This window comes from Anaerosphaera aminiphila DSM 21120 (assembly GCF_900129925.1).
Classification (GTDB): Bacteria; Bacillota; Clostridia; order Tissierellales; family Peptoniphilaceae; genus Anaerosphaera; species Anaerosphaera aminiphila.
Genome location: NZ_FQXI01000010.1, coordinates 26,157 through 47,172 on the forward strand (window position 1 = coordinate 26,157; position 21,016 = coordinate 47,172).

A 21,016-nucleotide genomic window follows, 5' to 3' on the forward strand; every position below is an offset into this window, starting at 1 on the left:
TCTTAAGTTTACCAGTTTAAATAGTTGTTTTAAAAATTGACAACAATGGCTGTATTTGTTAGGATAACTATTGAACAATGTTCTTTCGAATTGGAGAAAATAAATTTTTATGTACTGCTTAGTAGTTTAAGCTTATAAGTTTAAAAATATAGGAGGGTCTAGTTGATAAGAGTATCTAAAGCGCCAGAAGTTAGAAAACAAGAGTTAATAGATGTGGCGTTGGACTTATTTCAAAAAAAGGGGTACGATTCCGTATCTGTGCGTGATATTTTAAAAGTAGTAAATGGACATCCGGGAATGTTTTACTACTATTTTAAGTCTAAACAGGAAATATATAATGAAGCCATGCATCAAATGATAAAAAGAGAAATAGACAGGAGAACTGAAATATTAAAAGACAGTTCTATATCAATAGAGAGTAGAGCAAAGAGTTTGTTAAATACTATTGAAGATGGAATAAATAAGTACTATAGTTCCTTTAATTCTCCGGAGAGTGTGTCCTTTGAAAGTACGGTGTTAATAAAATTTTTAACGGCATTTGCAAAGCCGGTGTCAGATTTTTTATTAGAGGCAAGGGAGAGAAAAATTATTTCAGAAGAGTCGGGATTAAATGAAGAAACGGCCTATCCTATGGCGCTGTTTTTAATTCATGGGTGCTTTGGGCTGGTGCACTTAAATAATAGTCCAAAGTCTGCTGAAAATACAAAGTATTTTGAACAATTCATTTGTAATTTTTTAAAAATAAATCCCTCTATATTTAAATAAAAATATAGGGCAAGTGTAACTGGAGGATAAAATGGCATTTATTGAAGTTAAGAATTTATATAAGCGATATGATATGGGAGAAACTGTAATAATGGCAAATGACAATTTAAATTTTGAAATTGAAAGAGGAGAATTTGCACTTATAATAGGGCCTTCAGGAGCGGGAAAATCTACATTTTTAAATATACTGGGCGGAATGGACAGGGCTTCAGATGGAAGTATACTGATAGATGGAAAAGATATAACGAAGTTAAATGAAAGAGAACTAACTACATATAGAAGGTACGACATGGGCTTTGTATTTCAATTTTATAATTTAATGCCAAATTTAACTGCTTTAGAAAATGTAGAACTTGCCACACAAATTGTAAAGGATGCAAAGGATCCAAAAAAAGTTTTAGAAGATGTGGGACTTAAAGATAGAATGGACAATTTTCCATCTCAGCTTTCAGGTGGTGAACAGCAGAGAGTGTCAATAGCAAGGGCGATTGCCAAAAATCCAAAACTGCTTATGTGTGATGAGCCAACTGGAGCTCTTGACTATAAGACGGGAAAGCAAATACTTAGTTTGCTAAAGGACTTGAGTAGAAGTACAAATACTACTGTAATAGTAATTACTCACAACAAAGCCATTGCACCGGCAGCAGATAGAGTTATAGAAATAGCAGATTCAAAAATCAGAAATGTTACATTAAATAAAAATCCGGAGAGTATAGATAATATAGAGTGGTGAGGATGGTGGAGATATGAGTCTTTTGGGAAAAGATACACTTAGAGAAATAAAAAATACTTTTTCAAAATATATTTCCATAATACTTATAGTGGGACTTGGAGTTTTTGTATTTATTGGACTAGTTGCCACAGGACCTATAATGAGAAATACTTCAGAAACCTATGTAGATAAATACAACTTTGAAGATATTCTTGTGAGCATACCTATGGGTTTTGAAAGTGAAGATGAAAAAATTGTAGAATCTCAAAGTGGGCTCTATGAGCTTGAATATGGATACGACATAGATTTAGGTGTAAGTGATTCAACTCTTTTAATAAAGGTCTTAAACATGCCCTACAAAATCAATATGCCCATAATAAAAGAGGGAAGGGCTCCTGAAAATATGGGCGAGATAATGCTGGACTTAAATTTAAAAGATAGAGGCTATAAAATTGGAGATAGAGTTGACTTTAAAAGAGAAGTTGACAAGTTTAGCTTAGAAGATGAAGAAACAGAAGATGTATTAAAGGATTATTCTTATGAAGTTGTGGGATTTTGTGAGAGTTTAAACTATATTTCAAATGACAATAAGGGCTATTCGGAAAGAGGTCTTGGAGAAATTAAGGGATTTGGATTTGTAAGTCCCTTTGAATTTCAAAATAACCCCACCTATGCACGATTAATATATGAGAGCACTAAGGGACTTACTACAACTTCCAGAGAATATAAAAATGAAATTGAAGAATATAAAAGAGCCTTGGACTTGGATTTTAAATATCGTCCGGAAAATAGACTGGTCAGTTTAAGAAGTGATATAGAAGATGAGCTTGAAGAAGGCGAAGAAAAAATAGATGATGCAAAGACTAAACTTTCAGATGCAAAGACAGAATTAAGTGATGGAAGAGAAGAACTGGCAGACGGTAAAAGAGAGTATGCTGAGGGTAAAGATGAGTTTGACACGCAAACTAAAGAAGCCAGAGATAAACTAAATGAGGCAAAGGATAAACTATACAAATCTGAAAAAGACATTGACGATGCGGAAATAGAACTAAGTGATGGGCAGAAAAAACTTTCAGATGGACGAAAAGAATTAGACGATGCAAAAACTGAGCTAGCTACCGGAAAAATTGAATACACTCAGGGGAAAATGGAATATGAAAGTGGATTGGCCAAGTTAGAGGCCAGTAAAACTCAACTTGAAGAAGGAGAAAAACAACTACAGGACGGGCGAAAAAAACTTGATGAAGCTTGGGAAAAAATAAAAGAGTCCACTGATCAACTAAACTCCGGAGAAAAAGAAATAGCAGAAAATAAAAAACTACTTGAAGATGGAGAAAAACTGCTGCAAGATGCAATAGCTCAAATTGGTTCGGGGATGGGTTTAAGTGGAGCAAGTATTGGAGAAATTGAAGAACAGATAAATTCAATGTCAAATATGCTTCCAAGTGCAAAATCTCTAATCGATGGGCACAGAGAAATATTACAGGGGATAAGTTTAGCAGAGAGTTCTTTAAATGATTTAACTGCAAAGAGCGAGTACCTAAGAGCTCAAATAGAATCTCTTAGAGAACAGTTAAATTCGCCAGGTTTATCAGAAGAACAAAAGGCTCAAATAAACAGTCAAATTGCAGAGTTGGAACAATCTAAAGCTCAATTGGACAGTGGCATTACACAGGCAAGAGAAACTTTAATATCACTAAATGCAAAAAATGAAGTAATTGAAAACAGCATAAGTGAAATAAATTCCAGCTTACCTCAGGGAATGGATATAGAAAGAGACTATAATTCACTGGTTTCTCAATTAGAAGTTGCAAAATTCGGAATCAGCGAAATAAAAGAAAAGTCAAAAGAATTAGAAGATGGCAAGCAAAAACTTGCTGCTGCTGAAAAAGAAATAACAGATGGAAAAAAACAACTTGCCGACGGTGTGAAGGAAGCAGAATCGGGAGAAAGTGAATACTTAGAAAATAAAAAGAAAATAGATGATGGCAAGGCAGAGTACAAGTCAGGCGAAAGTGAATTGGAGTCTGCAAAAAAACAGCTTGCCGATGCAAGTACTGAGCTCTCTGATGGACAAAGAGAATATGAAGATGGAGAAAAGACATATATTGAAAGCTATGAGGAGTTTTTAGAGGGCAGATCTGAATTAGATGCGGGGAAGATGGCTTTTACGGAGGGAAGAAAGACTTACAATGAGGGAAGCGAAGAATATGCAGAAGAAGTAAAAAAAGGCGAAGACAAGTTAAAAGAAGCCAGAGAAAAACTATATAAAGGGCAAGCAGATTTGGCAGAGGGCGAAAGAGAATTTAAAGACAAGAGTTTAGAAGCTGACGAAAAAATTGCAGACGGAGAGAAAAAAATTGCAGATGCCAGAAGAATAATGGGAATTTTAAAACAGCCTAGATATACTATTACACCAAGGTATAACAATGCTGATTTAAACACATATTTAAATGATGCAAGAAGTATGGACTTGTTATCTTTAATATTTCCCGTGTTTTTCTTTATGATTTCACTTTTAGTTTCCTTTACTACAATGACTAGAATGGTAGAAGAGCAGAGAACTATAATAGGAACCTATAAAGCGTTGGGTTATGCAAACTCTGAAATATCCAGAAAATTTTTCATATATGGAGGGTCGGCCTCAATAATAGGAGGAGTTATTGGAGCGCTGCTTGGAAGTTTTATTCTTCCGGAGATAATAGGAATAGCCTATTCTACAGGCACTATATTTCAAGATAAGTTAATTCTTCAGTTTTATTTATTTAGATCAATCTTGGCAATAGCAATTGGATTTTTCTTTACAGCTGTTGCAGCAAAAATTTCTGTAAATAATACGCTTAAAGAAAATGCTGCGAACCTTCTAAGAGTAAAACCTCCAAAAAGTGGAAATAGAATATTCTTAGAGAGAATAACCCCGATTTGGAGCAGAATGAACTTTTTCTTTAAAGTAACAGCTAGAAATTTATTTAGATATAAAAATAGAATGATTATGACAATAATAGGTGTCATGGGATGTATGGCACTTTTAGTACTTGGATTTGGAATCAGATCCTCAATTGAGGGAATAGAAGGTATACAATTTCACGAATTGTTAAAATACGATATTGCAGTTACCTATGATAGAGATGTAGATGAAAACTCATATACTCAGTACAAGGAGTTTTTAAAATCCAAAGAACTTCAGGGAATATCAGTTTATGAAGAATCGTTGGAATCGGATTATAAGGAACTAAATCAAAATATTGTACTAGTAGTACCTGAAGAAAATGAAGAACTATACGACTACATCAATGTAAGGAACAGAAGGACAGGAGAAAAAATAGAACTGCCTAGTAGAGGTGTAGTAGTAAGTGAAAAATTTGCAAAACTTAAAAAACTAAGAGTTGGAGATTTAGTAAAAGTTAAGGATATAGAAAATAGAGAATATGAAGTAGAAGTTAAGGCAATAGATGAAATGTATGTAGGACACTATATGTTTATGGATAGGGGTTACTATGAAAAAGTCTTTGGAAGGAGCTATGAGCCAAACACTGATTTATTAAAACTGGAAAACTACTCCAATGAAGACATTGAAAAATTGAGCACAGACTTTATATCTCATAAGTCAGTACTTTCAGTAGTAGATGTAAGTTCTATAAAAACTTTAGTAAATCAACTAATGGGATCTATTTCAAAAGTGGAACTGATTATTACTGTAGCTTCAAGTTTACTTGCAATGGTAGTACTCTATAATTTGACAAATATTAATATTGAAGAGCGAATTAGAGAAATATCCACAATTAAAGTTCTTGGATTTTATCCAAAGGAGACAACGGAATATATCTACAGAGAAACCTGGATACTTACAATAATAGGAATGCTATTTGGAACAGTGGTTGGAAAAGGGCTTCACTATGGAGTTCTTCAAATGGTAGTGCCTTATGAGGCGATGATGGATCCTAAATTAAAGGCAACAAGTTATTTAATAGCAGCATTAATTACTGTTACTGTTAGTTTAGTAATAATGGTAATTTTCCACAATAAACTAAAAAGAATAGATATGGTAGAAGCTTTAAAGACAAATGAGTAAAAGTGGCTAATAGGTTTGTTATATCTAAAGTCTATATGGTATAATGTGTCTGTAAAAAATTTGCGGGGGAATATGATTGAAGAAAATAATTGTAAAGAAAAGTTTAAATCTTCATGGGTCTGTTAGAATTAGCGGTGCTAAAAATGCTGCATTGCCAATACTTGCTGCTTCAATTTTGGGCACAGAAGACATTGTGTTAGAAGATGTTCCAGAACTTAAAGATGTTGAGATAATGGCTGAAGTACTAAGGTCATTAGGTTGTGAAGTAAAAAAAATCGGAAAAAATAAATTTATAATAAATTCTAAAAATTTAAACTCATATGAGACAAAATATGAGCTAATGAGTCAAATGAGAGCGTCATTTTTAGTAATGGGACCACTTCTTGGGAGAATGGGAAAAACTGTAAATTCCCTGCCGGGAGGTTGCAATATTGGTTCAAGGCCAATAGATTTACACTTAAAGGGCTTTGAGGCACTGGGAGCTGTAGTTGAAAACAACGTTGGAGATATTACAGCTTATAGTGAAAATTTAGTTGGCGCTAGAATTTATTTAGACTTTCCATCTGTGGGAGCAACTGAAAATATTATAATGGCTGCTGTACTTGCAGAAGGTGAGACGGTAATAGAAAATGCTGCAATGGAGCCGGAAATAGTTGATCTTGCAAACTTCTTGAGAAAACTTGGAGCAAAGGTAACAGGTGCCGGAACTTCAACTATTAGAATAAATGGAGTCAAGGAATTAAAAGGGTGTACTCATCAAATAATACCTGACAGAATTGAAGCCGGAACATTTATGGTTGCAGCGGCAATATGCCAAGGAGATATTACAGTTGAAAATGTAATCAGTTCACATATGAAGCCAATAGTTGCAAAACTAAAGGAATGTGGAGCAGAGGTCATTGAAGATGACGATAAAATAAGAGTAATAGGAAATTCAGAACTTAAGCCAATTACTATAAAGACTATGCCCTATCCTGGATTTCCAACTGATATGCAAGCTCAGTTTTTAGCGCTTATGACTCAATTAAAGGGAGTTAGTATTGCCAAGGAAACTGTGTTTGAAAACAGATTTATGCACGTTGATGAACTTGTAAAAATGGGTGCAGATATTGTAGTAAATGACAGAGAGGCAGTAGTAAGTGGCGGCAAAAAGCTCAAAGGAGAAAAAGTTAAGGCAACGGACTTAAGAGCAGGCGCAGCACTAATACTTGCGGGAATTGTGGCTGAAGGGGAAACTGAAATATCTGAAATATACCATATAGACAGAGGATACGAAGATATAGAAGAAAAATTTAGAAGCATTGGTGCAAATATAAATAGAGTAGACAGATAAAAAAACTCACGGTTATTTAAACCGTGAGTTTTTAAATGTTTTATAAACTTATTTAACAGACTTTAATTCAATTGTAAAATCAAGGGATGAATTTCCGTCGAAGGTACCTGACATTTCAACAACGTCGTCTTCAGTTGGAAGTTCATTTCTATTATCTTCATATACAAAGTAATTGTGAGTTATATTTTCTTTTCCCTGAAGAACTTTTACAATTTCTTGTTCACTTAAAAAAGTGTAGCTGTTCATATTGGAAATTGAAATTTTTAATTCTTTCACTTCTTTTAAATCAACATTTCCATCACCGTCATAGAGTACAAAACTTTCAACCTTGTATTCAGGTCTATTGTCTTGCAAACTTATGTACTCGTCAGAATCTTTACCAAATTCACTTTCAATAAGTTTTTCATCTTCAGCGGTAAATTTAGAAACTGTAATTTCAGCACTGTAGTTTTCAGTTCGTCCTTCAAAGTGAGTGATAATATCGCTTTTTGTATCTTCTTCAGTAATTGGGGCATTGTTATTTTTATTGTTTGTATTGGCAGTGTTTTCTTCTTTACTTCCACATCCAACTAACATTAGCATTAATGCAAAAACAATAGTTAATTTTTTCATAAGCCACCTCCTATTTAATATAATATATCACAAATGTGGTAACAATAAAAAATAAATGTGAAATTGCTGTAATTGATAATTTACCTAGTGATGTAGTTTTTTAAAGTTCATATAGGGTTTATATACAGCTGCAATTATAATAAGAGTGATTACAAGTTCTACAAACACAAAGGAATTGTATTGTAGAGAGTATAGCCAAGGTGCCAAGTTATCCGGAGCATAAAAGCCGAATATTAACCATCCTGACAAAAAGTGGCATACAAATCTAATTAAAATTGCAATGGTAGATCCAACTAGAGTTCCTCTTAAAGTTTTTGGAAAGAAGCCTACTATTCCCAAAACTCCAAATGCAATTATATAGTCTAAAAGTATTGAAAGTGGGTTTAGTATAAATCCTCCAAACATAAATTGGAAGATGCCATAGATAAAAGAGGCAATGAGACCATATTTTCCTCCCCAAGTTGCAGAGAAGAGAATAATGGGCACCATACTGCCTAGAGTAACAGAACCTCCTTGAGGAAGTTGGAAAAGTTTTACATAACTTAAGACCTGAGCAAGAGCTATCATAACTCCTGCTTCAGTTAACATTTTAGTATTATTTTTCATAATTCACCTTTCTAACAGGTGCCAACTTAAGTGTATTTGGAATTCACTACGCCAGCATTATCTGGATCAGCTTAAGGGTTAAATCTCAGCAAAAGCTCCCCTATTCCTGTTTAAATTTTATTTTATTTATTTTTTTGTAATAATATTTATTTCATATAAATCTCTATATTTGTCTAAAGACTCAAGAGCTTTCTTTTTATAGTAGTCTGGTTTTTCAATTAATATGTCTTTAAATACTGAGCTCAGTTCATTGTTTTCTGCCTGCAATTTTGAAATTTCATATAGGGCAAAGTATACAGAGCCTGAAGCTCTAGGGTCTTTCATTTTTTCTGAAAACTTTATTGCACTGGAAATGTGCTTTAGTGCATCTTCATAGTTACTTTGCTTAATTTCTATTAAAGCCATATATGAGTCAAGAACCGGCCTCTTCCAGAAAGAATCAAATCGTCCATATAGTTCATATGCCAAGTCAAAATAGTAAGTAGCTCTTTCCATATTGTCTAAGGCAAAGTAAGATTTTCCTAGATTAATATAGAATACAGATAGACTTGAGAGCGCATTTTTGTTTATAGAAAGTTCAATTGCCTTTTCAAAACTGATTATGGACTCACTATATTCTCCAAGGGCGAATCGAAGTTCTCCTATATAGTTGTAAGCAGCTGCAATATTTATTGCATACCTATTGGCAACATCTTCTGTAACGTTAAAAGTATTTATTGACTCTGTCAGTAATTTTTCAGCTGTGAAATAATTTCCTATCATCATGTTGTATAGACCTTTAAGCCTTAGAAGTATTCCAATTTCTTTGTGATAATTACACTTTACGGCTAAATCCAGAGCAAGTTCAATATATACAATCATGTCTTCAGCATTGTTAGTTTGAATATTGTAGAAAATCATTTGCTTGTAGCCATCAAGTACGTAGTCTCTGTCGTCTAATTCAGTTGCTTTTTGTATTACATATTTTATATCATCTATACCCTCTTTATAGTCGCCATCTCTTATTAAATAACGACCCTTCATATAGAAAAATTCAACTTCCAATATGTTTAACTCCTCAGATTTGTCTTCTTTTCTAAGCTCATTAAACACATTTTCAATTTCATCAAGAGAGTTTTCTATTTTATCTCTGGAAATATATACAATGTTGTTACTTTGAAGTTCTGATGTATTTAAAATTGGAAACAGTTCATGTGAAAAGTTTAAATAATAGTTAAGTGTTTCAATTTTATACTTTAGAGATTTAAGTTCTTCATTGGCATTGGTATAGTGATAGACAAGTTTTGAAAGTAAATAAGGGTCTTTTTTTCTCTTGTCTAATTTTTTTTCAAGCAATTCTCCGATTTTTTTGTGAATGATTTTTTTTCTGGAAGTGGATTGAGTCATATAAATATATTCTCGGAGTTTCGTATGTGTAAAAACTAAAGAAATAGTATTTTTATTAGCCACTTCAGTTAAAATATTTCGTCTTTCAAGTTCTTCCATAGATGGCAGTATTTCAAGCTCACTCTTGCCTGTAATCTCACATATTATTTCCAGTGGTGCCTTGTCATAGAAAAAGCTAACTATATCCAAGAGTTCTTTTTCTGTATTGGAAAGGTATAAAAATCTGGATTTTATAGTATCTATCATCTTAGAAGACATAATATTAATATCGCTATTTGACTTTAAGAGATAGATGTACTCATCTAAAAAGAAACTATTTCCCTCTGTTTCAGAATAGATTTTTTCAAAGGTTTCTTTTTCAAGTTCCAAATTGGGAACTGCCTTTTTAATAAATTCATAGGATTCCTCTGGTGAAAATCTCTCTAGATTTATTTTTTCAATCTTATTGTATCTGTCTAGGGCAACTATTAAATCATCAACGGATTTGTTGTACTGATGCCTGGAAGTCATAATAAACATTGCCTCTGATTTTATATGAAGAATTACAGAAGTTAGAAGCTTTACAGAAGCTTCATCCATCCACTGAATATCTTCAAATATAATAATTATTTTTTTAATTTCAGATATTTTTTTAATGGATTCAACAATTACTTGAGTTACTAAGTCAAAATTTAATGTATCAAGTGGGTCTTTAGTTTCCAATAGTTTAACATCTGAAGAGAAATCGTCAAAATTTGGGAAGAGTTTTGAAATAGTAGAGTTCCAAAAAGTTGGAACTGGAATATTTTCTTCCTTTAAAATTTTACTGAGCTTGTTTATAATTATTCCGAAAGGACGTAAAACATGATTTTCTTCAGCTTGATATGAAAAAGATTCCAAGATAAAAAAGTCTTTTTCCTTATTTTCCAGCACTTTCTTTTTTAAATAGCTCTTTCCAATTCCGGCCTCACCATTTATAAAAAGAGATTTTGAACTCTTATCATTGTAAAAATCTGTAATCATTTCTTCTATTAGTGCAATTTCGTTGTATCTACCATAAAAAAAGTTGTTTTGAAATTTGTTTTTTGAATTAGTTAAGTTAATTTGTTTAATGGAGTCCTCATAAATCGTCTTGGTTTTTTCATCAGGTTCAACTCCAAGTTCAACTTGTAGGATCTTAGATAGATCCTGATAAGTTTCTATAACTTTTCCAGATCGTCCAGTTTTTTGAAAGTACTTCATTAAAAGTCTGAAGTTTCTTTCGTCAAATTCATCAATTTGTGTAAGTTTGTTAATATTTTTTTCTACATCAGCATAAATACCATTTTCAATATCATACTCAATTTTTTGGTAGAGTACATTAGTAAATTTATCTTGGTAGAAACTTCTAGTCTTTGTAATCCAATGCTCATATTCTTCAGCGTCTTTTAAGAAAAAACCCTGCAAAAAGTCACCTTTATATAGTTGTATATTGTTTTCAGGATCCTTAGAAAACATAGTGACATCACATTTAATGTCTAAATCTTCATTAAGTACCAAGATAGACTTCTTAGGCGAAATTATAAAGTCAGGCCCTAAACTCTTTTTTGCTTGGTAAAGTGCGTTACGTAGATTTTTTTTAGCAACCTTTTCATTTTCATCAGGCCATAACAACCCTGCGATTTCATCTCTGGAAACCACGTTATTTACAAGAATATAGTAAATAAGGGCATTGATTTTTGCATATGGGAAAAAAATTTTTTCTCCGTCTTTTGTAATTTGAGGGATTCCAAATAGTTGACAATAAATTTTACTCATAAAACACCTCGTCTAAAAAATGTATAATAATATTCCAAATAAATATCATATTCTTCATTATTCAGTATAATTCAGTTGTATTAAGGTGTCAATGAAGTAAGAAGTTTAAAATACAATAAAAAAAGTCTAAAAAACAAAAAAATGGTTAACAACTTGAAAACACTGACTTTGATAAATTATAGATAAAAATAAAATTTATAGAAATTTAAATCATTATATATAGGAAGATAAATTCAATAGACGATAATTAGACGGAAACGCTGGATATTTGAACACTATTTTAATTTTTAGATTAAAATAGGAAGCTTTGGATTTCACCTTGTTAGCAGGAGAAAGCGATACCATTATTGAATAAATACTATTATTTAGACCTATATTTGATGAGTGAGATGTAAACTGTGTTTATCCAAGAAAATGGTAACGTGTTATAATATTATTTGTAGGATAAAACTTTATATTTATGAATTAACAAAGGAGGAGTAGGAATGTTACTTTTAAACCCCGTAGTTATTTCGGTAATAGTAATGGTTGCTTTGTGTTTAATTAAATTTAACGTAATGCTATCAATCTTAGTTGCGGCAGTTGTAGGCGGGCTTGCAGCTGGAATGCCGATTTACAAAGCAGGCGCAGATAACAATATTATCGACGTACTAATTAGCGGAATGGGTGGAAACTCTGCAACAGCACTTAGTTACATACTATTAGGAGCTTTCGCCGTAGGACTTGCAAGGTCAGGGCTTGGAACAATACTTGCTAAAAAAGTTTCAAAAGTTGTAAGTGGAAAGAAATTTGTGATGATATTTATGTTAGCATTTATAGCTTGTTTTTCACAAAACATAGTGCCAGTTCACATTGCATTTATACCAATTTTAATACCACCACTACTTCCAGTAATGAACAAACTGAAAATAGACAGAAGAGCAGTGGCGTGTGCACTTACATTTGGACTTAAAGCACCTTATTTGGCAATTCCAATGGGATTCGGACTATTATTCCACGGAATATTAGTAGATAATATTTCAATGTTTGGAATGCCAATAACTGAAAGAGATGTAGTATCAGTAATGTGGATAGCAGCACTTTCAATGCTTATTGGACTAGTACTAGTAGTATTTTTACTATATGGTAAAGATAGAGACTATGCCGATGTAGCAATAGAAGGAGCAGCAGATTTAGAAGAAGATGTTCACATGACTAGAGAAGCGTGGGGAGCACTTGCAGGTTGTCTAGTTACAGCAGTAGTATCTATACTTACAACTTCACTTCCTTATGCAGCAATATCAGGTATTTTCACAATGGTACTTACAGGTTGTATTAAGTGGAAAGACATAGATGAAGTTATGAATGGCGGTATTGACATGATGGGTTTCATAGCCTTTGTAATGTTAGTAGCAGCTGGATACGGACATGTATTAACTGAAGGTGGCGGTGTTGAAGTATTAGTTACAACAGTAGCACAATACATGCAAGGATCTAAAATGATAGCAGCAATATTAATGTTAGCTGTTGGACTTTTAATTACAATGGGTATAGGTACATCGTTTGGTACTATACCAATAATTGCAGCAATATACGTTCCACTATGTCAACAAATTGGTTTCTCAACAGGAGCAACAATACTTTTAATTGGTGTTGCAGCAGCTCTTGGAGATGCAGGTTCACCAGCATCAGACTCAACACTAGGACCAACATCTGGTTTAAATGCAGATGGGCAACACAATCATATTTGGGACACTTGTGTTCCAACATTTATAGCTTTTGATATACCACTTATGATAGGTGGAGTTATAGGAGCTTTAATGCTAGGATAAGAATTATATATGTATAACACGTACCTTTCTTGATGGTAGTTTTATTAGTTTTAATGTATATGTTGGAGGGAAAAAAGAATGAATAAAGTAGTTTTAACAGGTAACGATTTAACACTTGAAGATTTAGTAGCAGTAGCAAGAGAACATGCTGTAGTAGAAATAGCAGATAGTGCTGTAGCGGCTATTGAAGCATCAAGACAAATTGTAGATAATATAATAGCAGAAGAAAGAGTAGTTTATGGAGTAACAACTGGTTTTGGTTCACTATGTGAAGTTAGCATTTCTAATGAAGATAGTTCACAACTTCAAGAGAACTTAATCCGTACTCACTCTACAGGATATGGTAATCCACTTGCAGAAGACGAAGTAAGAGCAACAATGCTTATTAGAATAAATTCTCTAGTTAAAGGATATTCCGGAATAAGATTGTCAGTAGTAAATACACTACTAGACATGTTAAACAAAAATGTTATTCCACACATTCCTGAAAAAGGTTCACTAGGAGCATCAGGAGACTTAGCACCACTTGCTCATATGGTTTTACCAATGTTAGGACTTGGTCGTGCATACTATAATGGCGAATTAATGTCTGGTAAAGATGCTATGGCTAAAGCTGGTATTGAAGTTATTACACTTGCAGCTAAAGAAGGACTTGCACTAATAAATGGTACAACAGTACTAACAGGTATTGGAGCACTTGCAACTCATGATGCAATTGAATTATTAAAACTTGCTGATATTGCTGGAGCGCTTTCAATGGAAGCTCATAGAGGAATTATTGATGCTTTCTATGAAAAACTTCACTTAATTCGTCCTCACAAAGGATGTCTTGCAACAGCTAAAAATATTAGAGAACTACTAGATGGTTCAACTTATATTACACATACAGCACAACTTAGAGTTCAAGATGCTTACTCATTACGTTGTATGCCACAAATACACGGTGCAAACAAAGATTCAATTGCATATGTAAAAGAAAAAGTTGAAATAGAAATTAATGCTGGAACTGACAACCCAATAATTACTCCAGACGGAGATGTTATCTCAGGTGGTAACTTCCACGGCGAGCCAATGGCACAACCGTTTGACTTACTTGGAATTGGAGCAGCTGAAATTGGAAACGTATCAGAAAGACGTATTGAAAGATTAGTAAATGCTCAATTATCTGACTTCCCATCTTTCTTAGTTAAACATCCAGGTTTAAACTCCGGTTTTATGATTACACAATATGCAGCAGCAGCACTTGTTTCTGAAAATAAAGTACTAGCTCACCCAGCAAGTGTAGATTCAATTCCTTCATGTGAAAACCAAGAAGACTTTGTTTCTATGGCTACAATTGCAGCTAGAAAAGCAAGAGATATTATTGGAAACTCAAGAAGAGTAGTTGCTACTGAAATTATGGCAGCTTGTCAAGCAATTGACTTTAGAGAAGACGAAGGTAGAAAACTTGGCGTTGGAACTCAAGCAGCTTATGATGTTGTTAGAGAAAATTTAAAATTCATTGAAAATGACAAAGACATTGAAATGTACGACGAACTTGAAAAAATGACAGAACTATTAGTTGATGGAACTATAGTAGATGCAGTTGAAAAGAAAGTTAGTTTTGACATTCAATAATTATTAAATAAATAGAAGTGGCACTGTTTTTACAGTGCTGCTTTTTTTTATAGAAATGAATTTTAAAAAATAGGTGAAAATTACACTAAAAACATTTATTCATAGTATTATATATTAAGAGGTGCACTATGAAGATTAATTTTAAATTTAATAAGAAGACAATTGTAAAAAGAACATTGGGCGTTTTATTTGGAGATATGATTTCTGCATTTGCCCTTGTATATATGTTAAAGCCCAATGAAATGATTTCCGGTGGAGTTACAGGGTTATCTGTATTAATAGAGAACATTACCGGGCTACCACTTGGAGTACTGGTGTTTTTATTGAATATTCCCCTATTTATACTGGGATTATTTTTCTTGGACTTTGAGTTTATGTTTTTTTCAGGAATTTCAATAGCAGTATTGTCTATGTGGCTTGGGTTTTTTGAGGCAGTAAAACCTGTGGGCTACGCCATAACAAATGAAGTGTTTTTGGCCTGTATATTTGGTGGTGTAATAAACGGAGTAGGTGGAGGAATTTTATTTAGAAGTGGATCTTCCGCAGGTGGATTTGACATACCGGCAGCAATAGTAAAGAAGAAATTTAACGTTCCAATAGGAAATGTACTGTTATTTTTAAACTGCTTTATAATAGGAATGAGTTCATTTGTATACTCTGTAGATAAGGCGCTGTTTACTTTAGTGGCACTGTTTATTAGTTACCAGGTTATAGATATGATTCAGCTTGGAGTTGGAAAGCAAAAGCAAGTATTTATAATAAGCTCAGAGTATGAGGAAATAACAAAAGAAATTCATGAAATACTGGACAGAGGAATAACCTTTATAGATGGAGAAGGTTCTTATAATTGCAATAAACTTAAAATAATATATTTAATATGTACATCAAGACAAATTGTAACAGTGAAAGACCTGGTTAGAGAAATAGATCCAAATGCCTTTTTAGCTGTAAGTGATACAGTTGAAATTCAAGGTAAGGGCTTTAAGAAGATAAATATTTAACGCTGAGAAATCGGCGTTTTTTTATTACTTATAATTATTTATAAAATCATCATAAATCTATAGGAATAAACTTATATCCATAGTATCCTTAGTACAGGAGGTGTCAATATGAAAATAAATTTAAATTTAAAAATGAGCAGAAGTACACTTTTAAGAAAATTAGCAGGTATAGTGGTGGGCTGTATGTTTTCAGCTTTTGCAATAGTTTGCTTTTTAAGACCAAATGAAATGATTTCAGGGGGAATTACAGGTCTTGCAATATTAATGGAAAGTATAACGGGGATACCCTTAAGTGTATTAGTATTTATGCTAAATATTCCTATTTTTATATTGGGAATTTTCTTTTTAAATATTGATTTTATGTTTTTTTCAGGAATAGGAATAGTGGTATTTTCTCTGTGGCTGAGTTTTTTTGAAAGGGTTGTACCAACTGGATATGCAGTTACAAATGAAGTGATGTTGGCATGTATATTTGGAGGTGCAGTCAATGGACTGGGGAGCGGAATACTATTTAGAAATGGAACGTCAGCAGGTGGTTTAGATATTCCGGCAGCAATTATGAAGAAAAAATTTAATATTTCAATAGGAAATGTTCTATTTTTATTTAATGTAGTCATAGTTGGATGGAGTTCCATTATATATTCAATTGATAAGGCGCTTTTTACTTTAGTGGTTATTTTCGTAACCAATCAAGTAATAGACACTATTCAGTTGGGAGTTGGAAAGCAAAAGCAAGTATTTATTATTAGCAATAAGTACAGAGAGATAACTAAGGTAATTCACGAAAAAATCGGACGAGGTAGTACTTACATAGATGGAGAGGGAGCTTACAACAATAACAAAGTTAAGATAATATATTTAATTTGCACTTCAAGGCAGATTGTAAAAGTAAAAGACACAGTTAGAGAAATAGATCCAAATGCCTTTGTGGCAGTTAGTGACACTGTTGAAATTGAAGGCAAGGGATTTAAAAAAATAGAAATATAGCATTGAAAGATTCAGTGCTATATTTTTACATATATAGCAAAATAAAATTTAAAATTTTAATAAAGTGTAATATGAGAAGTAAATTTTCGTATTAACTACTGAAGGACAAAATTAGCTCAAGAAATTTGTGAGGAGGTAGTTAATAAAAATAAAAATATTAAAAAAATGTAATATAGTTAGTATTCTTACGTATTAACTATTGAAGGACAAAATTAGCTCATAGTAAGAGGTGAAAGATTTGATAGAAGAAATAAGTGAAGAGATGAATTTAAGTAAATCCTACGTAACACAAAAAGACTTTGAATTTATATATGACAACTTTTTTGACAGAGTGTTTAAATTTGTAAGCTATAGAGTTTCAAATAGAGAAGATTCAAAAGATGTTACGTCTGAAATTTTTCAAAAAATTTATAAATCTATAGATAAATTTGATTCAAATAAGTCTAAGCTTGAAGTTTGGATATTTGCCATTGCCAGAAATACAGTTACTGACTACTACAGAAGTAACAGTAAACACAAAGTCATATCAATAGACAGCTTTAAAGACTTCTTTGCATCAGAAAAATATGTAGAAGATGATTTAGAGAAAAAAGAAGAGTATGACTTTTTAAGAGATGAATTAAAAAAACTAAATAGCAATGAGCAATTGGTTATAAGTTACAAATTTGGAGCTGAACTTTCAAATATAGATATTGCAGAGTTAACTGGAATGTCTAGCTCAAATGTGGCAGTAGTTCTACATAGGAGCATAAAAAAATTAAGAAGTAGAATGGAGGCTTATTATGAATAGAGAAGATAAATTTTCAAAAGATATAGATGAAATGTTAAAAATTGAAGACTTTGAAACCTTAGAAGAAGATTCGGAATATGTCAAAGATTTAGAATTTGCAAGAAAACTATCAAATCTCTACTCCTCAGATGATGAAGTAAAAGAAGAGGTGCATGAAAAAATGAAAGAAAATAAAAATAAGAAGAAAAAGGGATTTAAAGTTGCAGCCGTTGCAGCTGTGGCAGTTTTATTAATTACTCCTATGACATCAACAGGACAGGAATTATATAGAACTATTAAAGAGGCAATTCTTCCGTCGGGAAGAGTTCAAATAATAGAGGAAGAAAGAGTAGCAGAAGGACCAATGGAAATGCCGGTTCCGGAAGAGTTAAAGGGTCAATTATTTGACAAAGATGGAAATGAACTCGCAGTAATGAAAGAAGATACAATACCTTATAATAAAGATGGTGAAAAAGTTAGTGTATCTTATGGAGTTTGGGAAGATGAAAATGGAGTAAAACATGAAGAATATGAAGTGTTTACTGAAGCTGAAGATGTGGTAAAACAAGAAAAGCTTAAAATTTATGAACCGGTAGATAAAGTAGCTGAAGAAAAACTTGCCTTTAATCCATTGGTATTAAAAGATAAAAAGTATGAATATAAATATGCCATGACATTTGCTGAAGATGGTGATAATGAAAAATCAGAGTATGGTAATTTTATCTATGAAAAAGGTGGCAAGGAAATTACTCTTTATGAAAGAGTTTCCAGCGAAGAGTCAGGGTATGGAACAGACGGGGAAAATGTCCAAGAAGTAGACTTAAATGGAGTATCTGCAATTTATTATAACAATAATACACTTGATTTTGAAAGAGATGGACTATTAGTGGGTATTCATTGTAAGGATATAGGTTATGACGAACTTGTAGAAATTTACAACGACCTTGAACTATATAAATAAGTTCTTAATTAAATTCAAAATAAATTCATAGAGAGATTGAGAAAAGTTGAATAATTTTTTCTCAATCTCTCTATTTTAGGGTATATGAGTTTAAATGAGGGTATATAAATAACAATAGTTAATGTGTGTAATAAAGGAGGGCAAAAATGAAAATTTTAATTCCGGTAGACGGTTCTAAGATGACGAAAAATGTAATTGATAAGGCAGAGGAAATCGGAAAGGTGTTTGAGGCAAAACTAATTTTAATGACAGTTTTGGATTCGGCAAATTTAACAGATAGATATTTCTATGCAACAGCCTACACTTCTAAATTAAAAGAACTGGAAAATATGTTGGAGAAACTAAAGGAAGAAAATTCAGACTACCCATATGAAATTGAAACAGTTTTAAAAACGGGAATGCCCTATGATGAAATTGTAAAACTGGCTGATGAAGAAGATGTAGATTTAATAGTTATGGGAAATAGAGGATTGGGAGCTTTCTCAAGAACACTTCTAGGTTCAGTTTCAAACAAGGTTTTAAATCATTCAGATAAGTCGGTTTTAGTTGTAAAGACAGATTTAGAAGAGGAAGATTAAAAAGTACTTATAGGAGGATACTATGAAAATTTTAATACCGGTAGACGGTTCAAAAATCTCAGAAAAAATTGTAGAAGCAGCAAAGAAAATCGGAGAAAAATTTGACGCTGAATTAATTTTATTAAATGTTATAAATGATACAAATTTACACAGTGAATATTATTCTCAAGAACTTTATAACTTTGAATTTACTCAGTCAAAACAAATACTTGAAAATGCAAAAAAATTTCTATTAGATTATCCATATAAGGTATCTACAGTTTCAAAGGAAGGTACAACTTATTTAGAAATAATAAACTTAGCAGATGAAGAAGATGTGGATTTAATAGTAGTAGGAAACCGTGGACTTGGAGTTTTTTCAAGAACACTACTTGGTTCAGTTTCAAATAAGGTCTTAAATCATGCGGAGAAGGCGGTTTTGGTTATAAAAGCTGAATTAGAAGAAGATTGAATAAAGTGTTGTTAAATTATGTTAATAAAACTTACTTTAGGAGGACATTATGAAAATTTTAGTTCCAATAGACGGCTCAAAAATTTCAGAAACAATTTTAGAAACTGTAGAGGAAATCGGAGAAAAATTTAGGGCTGAATTAATATTGTTAAATGTTATTAATGACATTAATTTACAAACAGGATTTTATTCCAATGATCTATATGAATATGAGTCAGATAAATCTCAAGAAATTTTAAGTGAAGCAAAAGAAGAGCTTTCTGATTATCCATATAAAGTGTCGCTTGTTTCAAAAAATGGAAAAGCCTATGAAGAAATTATTAAGTTGGCAGATGAAGAAGATGTAGATTTAATAGCTATGGGAAACAGAGGACTTGGAGCATTTTCAAGAACGCTACTTGGATCAGTTTCAAATAAAGTTTTAAATCACTCAAATAAATCTGTATTAATTGTAAAGACAGAATTGGAAGATGATTAAGTATATTTTAGACGTTATGTTATATGAAATTAGAGGAGGAGTGAATAATGAAGATTTTAATTCCGGTAGATGGCTCAAAAATAACAAAAGAAGTAATTGAAAAGGCAAAGACTGTCGGTGAAAAGTTTGAGGCAAAGTTATTACTACTTACAGTTTTAGACAATGCAAATATGATAGATAGATATTCCTATCCAGTAGCATATGACTCTAAAGTTAAGTTGACAGAAGATATGTTAAAGGATTTGAAGGAGGATTATTCAGATTATCCTTATGGGATAGAAACTTTTATGCGAGTTGGAATGCCATATAATGAAATTATTAAAGTGGCAGATGAAGAAGATGTGGATTTAATAGTAATGGGAAATAGAGGCCTTGGAGCATTTTCAAGAACGTTTTTAGGTTCAGTTTCAAATAAAGTATTAAACCATTCAGACAAGTCTATTTTAATAGTTAAAGCAGATATTGAAGAGGAGTAGTTAAAATATAAAATTTTTAATATCCTGTGATTGAAAATAAGATTATGGGTATAATATATTCAAGACAATATGGAGGAGGATACATATGAAAATTTTAATTCCTATAGACGGTTCAAAAATATCTCAGAAAGCAGTATTAACTGCTAAAGAAATTGGTGAAAAATTTAATGCAAAGTTAATAATACTTACAGTTATTCCTGAGACTAGTATAATTGAGCAATATCCATCAAATTTCCCATATACTTTGGAAATTGAAAAGGCAAATACGGAAAGGGCGGAATTTGTACTATCTGACGTAGAAAAAGCTCTTTCAGATTATCCAAGCGAAGTTCAAACTATATATACAAGTGGAAATCCATCTCAACAAATTACAAAGTTTGCAGAGGAAAATGATGTGGACTTAATAGTAATGGGTAATCGTGGACTTGGAGCTTTCTCAAGAACACTACTTGGCTCAGTTTCAAATAAAGTGTTAAATCATTCAAATGTTTCAGTTTTAATAGTTAAAGGCGATATAGATACAGATAAAAATTAATATTTTTCATTTACTAATTTTGAGAAAAGAGCTTTAAGCTCTTTTTTCGTTTTTAGATCATTGTCTAGGTGGCACTGACACTTGAAAAAT

18 protein-coding genes and 1 riboswitch are annotated in these 21,016 nt (G+C 32.2%); of the genes, 15 read left to right on the forward strand and 3 right to left on the reverse strand.

The window, feature by feature from the left end:
- Positions 1 to 162 precede the first annotated feature (162 nt).
- From BUB47_RS06910 to murA, 4 genes are all read left to right on the forward strand, one after another.
- Positions 163 to 765, forward strand: a complete 603-nt coding sequence (locus BUB47_RS06910; RefSeq protein WP_073184998.1) for a TetR/AcrR family transcriptional regulator — start codon at positions 163 to 165, stop codon at positions 763 to 765.
- 31 nt (positions 766 to 796) lie between these two features.
- Positions 797 to 1,498: an ABC transporter ATP-binding protein gene (locus BUB47_RS06915; protein WP_073184999.1), complete on the forward strand. Its 702-nt coding sequence runs from the start codon at positions 797 to 799 to the stop codon at positions 1,496 to 1,498.
- Between the two features lie 13 nt (positions 1,499 to 1,511).
- Positions 1,512 to 5,549 (forward strand): FtsX-like permease family protein, encoded by a 4,038-nt coding sequence (locus tag BUB47_RS06920; RefSeq protein ID WP_073185000.1) that lies wholly within the window; start codon positions 1,512 to 1,514, stop codon positions 5,547 to 5,549.
- Positions 5,550 to 5,625: 76 nt separating this feature from the next.
- Positions 5,626 to 6,882, forward strand: coding sequence for a UDP-N-acetylglucosamine 1-carboxyvinyltransferase (gene murA, locus BUB47_RS06925; RefSeq protein ID WP_073185001.1), 1,257 nt, complete (start codon positions 5,626 to 5,628; stop codon positions 6,880 to 6,882).
- A 48-nt stretch (positions 6,883 to 6,930) separates the two neighbouring features.
- Here murA and BUB47_RS06930 read toward each other — a convergent pair whose 3' ends face one another.
- From BUB47_RS06930 to BUB47_RS06940, 3 genes are all read right to left on the reverse strand, one after another.
- Positions 6,931 to 7,494 (reverse strand): hypothetical protein, encoded by a 564-nt coding sequence (locus BUB47_RS06930; RefSeq protein WP_073185002.1) that lies wholly within the window; start codon positions 7,492 to 7,494, stop codon positions 6,931 to 6,933.
- Between the two features lie 84 nt (positions 7,495 to 7,578).
- On the reverse strand, positions 7,579 to 8,100 hold the full coding sequence (thiT, locus tag BUB47_RS06935) for an energy-coupled thiamine transporter ThiT (RefSeq protein WP_073185003.1): 522 nt from the start codon (positions 8,098 to 8,100) through the stop codon (positions 7,579 to 7,581).
- 26 nt (positions 8,101 to 8,126) lie between these two features.
- A riboswitch (TPP riboswitch) is annotated at positions 8,127 to 8,212 on the reverse strand.
- Between the two features lie 14 nt (positions 8,213 to 8,226).
- Entirely contained in the window at positions 8,227 to 11,262 is a 3,036-nt protein-coding gene (locus BUB47_RS06940; RefSeq protein ID WP_073185004.1) for an ATP-binding protein, read from the reverse strand.
- Between the two features lie 485 nt (positions 11,263 to 11,747).
- Between BUB47_RS06940 and BUB47_RS06945 the strand changes: the two genes are divergently transcribed.
- The 11 genes from BUB47_RS06945 (at position 11,748) to BUB47_RS06995 (ending at position 20,926) form a co-directional block, all read left to right on the forward strand.
- The gene (locus BUB47_RS06945) at positions 11,748 to 13,073 is read left to right on the forward strand and encodes a Na+/H+ antiporter family protein (RefSeq protein ID WP_073185005.1); all 1,326 of its coding nucleotides are present in this window, start codon (positions 11,748 to 11,750) and stop codon (positions 13,071 to 13,073) included.
- Between the two features lie 78 nt (positions 13,074 to 13,151).
- Positions 13,152 to 14,690, forward strand: coding sequence for a histidine ammonia-lyase (gene hutH, locus BUB47_RS06950; RefSeq protein WP_073185006.1), 1,539 nt, complete (start codon positions 13,152 to 13,154; stop codon positions 14,688 to 14,690).
- A 128-nt stretch (positions 14,691 to 14,818) separates the two neighbouring features.
- Positions 14,819 to 15,691, forward strand: a complete 873-nt coding sequence (locus tag BUB47_RS06955) for a YitT family protein (protein ID WP_073185007.1) — start codon at positions 14,819 to 14,821, stop codon at positions 15,689 to 15,691.
- 108 nt (positions 15,692 to 15,799) lie between these two features.
- A complete protein-coding gene (locus BUB47_RS06960) occupies positions 15,800 to 16,678 on the forward strand; it encodes a YitT family protein (RefSeq protein WP_073185008.1) in 879 nt (292 codons plus the stop codon).
- Positions 16,679 to 16,916: 238 nt separating this feature from the next.
- Positions 16,917 to 17,468 carry an RNA polymerase sigma factor gene (locus BUB47_RS06965; RefSeq protein WP_083529129.1) on the forward strand — a complete coding sequence of 184 codons (552 nt, stop codon included), beginning with the start codon at positions 16,917 to 16,919 and terminating at the stop codon, positions 17,466 to 17,468.
- Entirely contained in the window at positions 17,461 to 18,408 is a 948-nt protein-coding gene (locus tag BUB47_RS06970; protein WP_073185009.1) for a DUF4367 domain-containing protein, read from the forward strand. The genes BUB47_RS06965 and BUB47_RS06970 overlap by 8 nt, the downstream gene beginning before the upstream one ends.
- A gap of 146 nt (positions 18,409 to 18,554) precedes the next feature.
- The gene (locus BUB47_RS06975) at positions 18,555 to 18,986 is read left to right on the forward strand and encodes a universal stress protein (protein ID WP_073185010.1); all 432 of its coding nucleotides are present in this window, start codon (positions 18,555 to 18,557) and stop codon (positions 18,984 to 18,986) included.
- 22 nt (positions 18,987 to 19,008) lie between these two features.
- Positions 19,009 to 19,437, forward strand: a complete 429-nt coding sequence (locus BUB47_RS06980) for a universal stress protein (protein ID WP_073185011.1) — start codon at positions 19,009 to 19,011, stop codon at positions 19,435 to 19,437.
- A gap of 49 nt (positions 19,438 to 19,486) precedes the next feature.
- A complete protein-coding gene (locus BUB47_RS06985) occupies positions 19,487 to 19,915 on the forward strand; it encodes a universal stress protein (RefSeq protein WP_073185012.1) in 429 nt (142 codons plus the stop codon).
- Positions 19,916 to 19,962: 47 nt separating this feature from the next.
- Positions 19,963 to 20,391, forward strand: coding sequence for a universal stress protein (locus BUB47_RS06990; protein WP_073185013.1), 429 nt, complete (start codon positions 19,963 to 19,965; stop codon positions 20,389 to 20,391).
- A gap of 85 nt (positions 20,392 to 20,476) precedes the next feature.
- A complete protein-coding gene (locus BUB47_RS06995) occupies positions 20,477 to 20,926 on the forward strand; it encodes a universal stress protein (protein WP_073185014.1) in 450 nt (149 codons plus the stop codon).
- The last annotated feature ends 90 nt before the right edge of the window (positions 20,927 to 21,016 follow it).

Coding starts and splice junctions, on each gene's coding strand:
- BUB47_RS06975 (WP_073185010.1), top strand. CDS start 18,555: ATGAAAATTTTAATTCCGGTAGACGGTTCTAAGATGACGAAAAATGTA.
- BUB47_RS06980 (WP_073185011.1), top strand. CDS start 19,009: ATGAAAATTTTAATACCGGTAGACGGTTCAAAAATCTCAGAAAAAATT.
- BUB47_RS06915 (WP_073184999.1), top strand. CDS start 797: ATGGCATTTATTGAAGTTAAGAATTTATATAAGCGATATGATATGGGA.
- BUB47_RS06940 (WP_073185004.1), bottom strand. CDS start 11,262: ATGAGTAAAATTTATTGTCAACTATTTGGAATCCCTCAAATTACAAAA.
- thiT (WP_073185003.1), bottom strand. CDS start 8,100: ATGAAAAATAATACTAAAATGTTAACTGAAGCAGGAGTTATGATAGCT.
- BUB47_RS06990 (WP_073185013.1), top strand. CDS start 19,963: ATGAAGATTTTAATTCCGGTAGATGGCTCAAAAATAACAAAAGAAGTA.
- BUB47_RS06995 (WP_073185014.1), top strand. CDS start 20,477: ATGAAAATTTTAATTCCTATAGACGGTTCAAAAATATCTCAGAAAGCA.
- BUB47_RS06955 (WP_073185007.1), top strand. CDS start 14,819: ATGAAGATTAATTTTAAATTTAATAAGAAGACAATTGTAAAAAGAACA.
- BUB47_RS06970 (WP_073185009.1), top strand. CDS start 17,461: ATGAATAGAGAAGATAAATTTTCAAAAGATATAGATGAAATGTTAAAA.
- BUB47_RS06960 (WP_073185008.1), top strand. CDS start 15,800: ATGAAAATAAATTTAAATTTAAAAATGAGCAGAAGTACACTTTTAAGA.
- BUB47_RS06985 (WP_073185012.1), top strand. CDS start 19,487: ATGAAAATTTTAGTTCCAATAGACGGCTCAAAAATTTCAGAAACAATT.
- hutH (WP_073185006.1), top strand. CDS start 13,152: ATGAATAAAGTAGTTTTAACAGGTAACGATTTAACACTTGAAGATTTA.
- BUB47_RS06945 (WP_073185005.1), top strand. CDS start 11,748: ATGTTACTTTTAAACCCCGTAGTTATTTCGGTAATAGTAATGGTTGCT.
- BUB47_RS06930 (WP_073185002.1), bottom strand. CDS start 7,494: ATGAAAAAATTAACTATTGTTTTTGCATTAATGCTAATGTTAGTTGGA.
- BUB47_RS06920 (WP_073185000.1), top strand. CDS start 1,512: ATGAGTCTTTTGGGAAAAGATACACTTAGAGAAATAAAAAATACTTTT.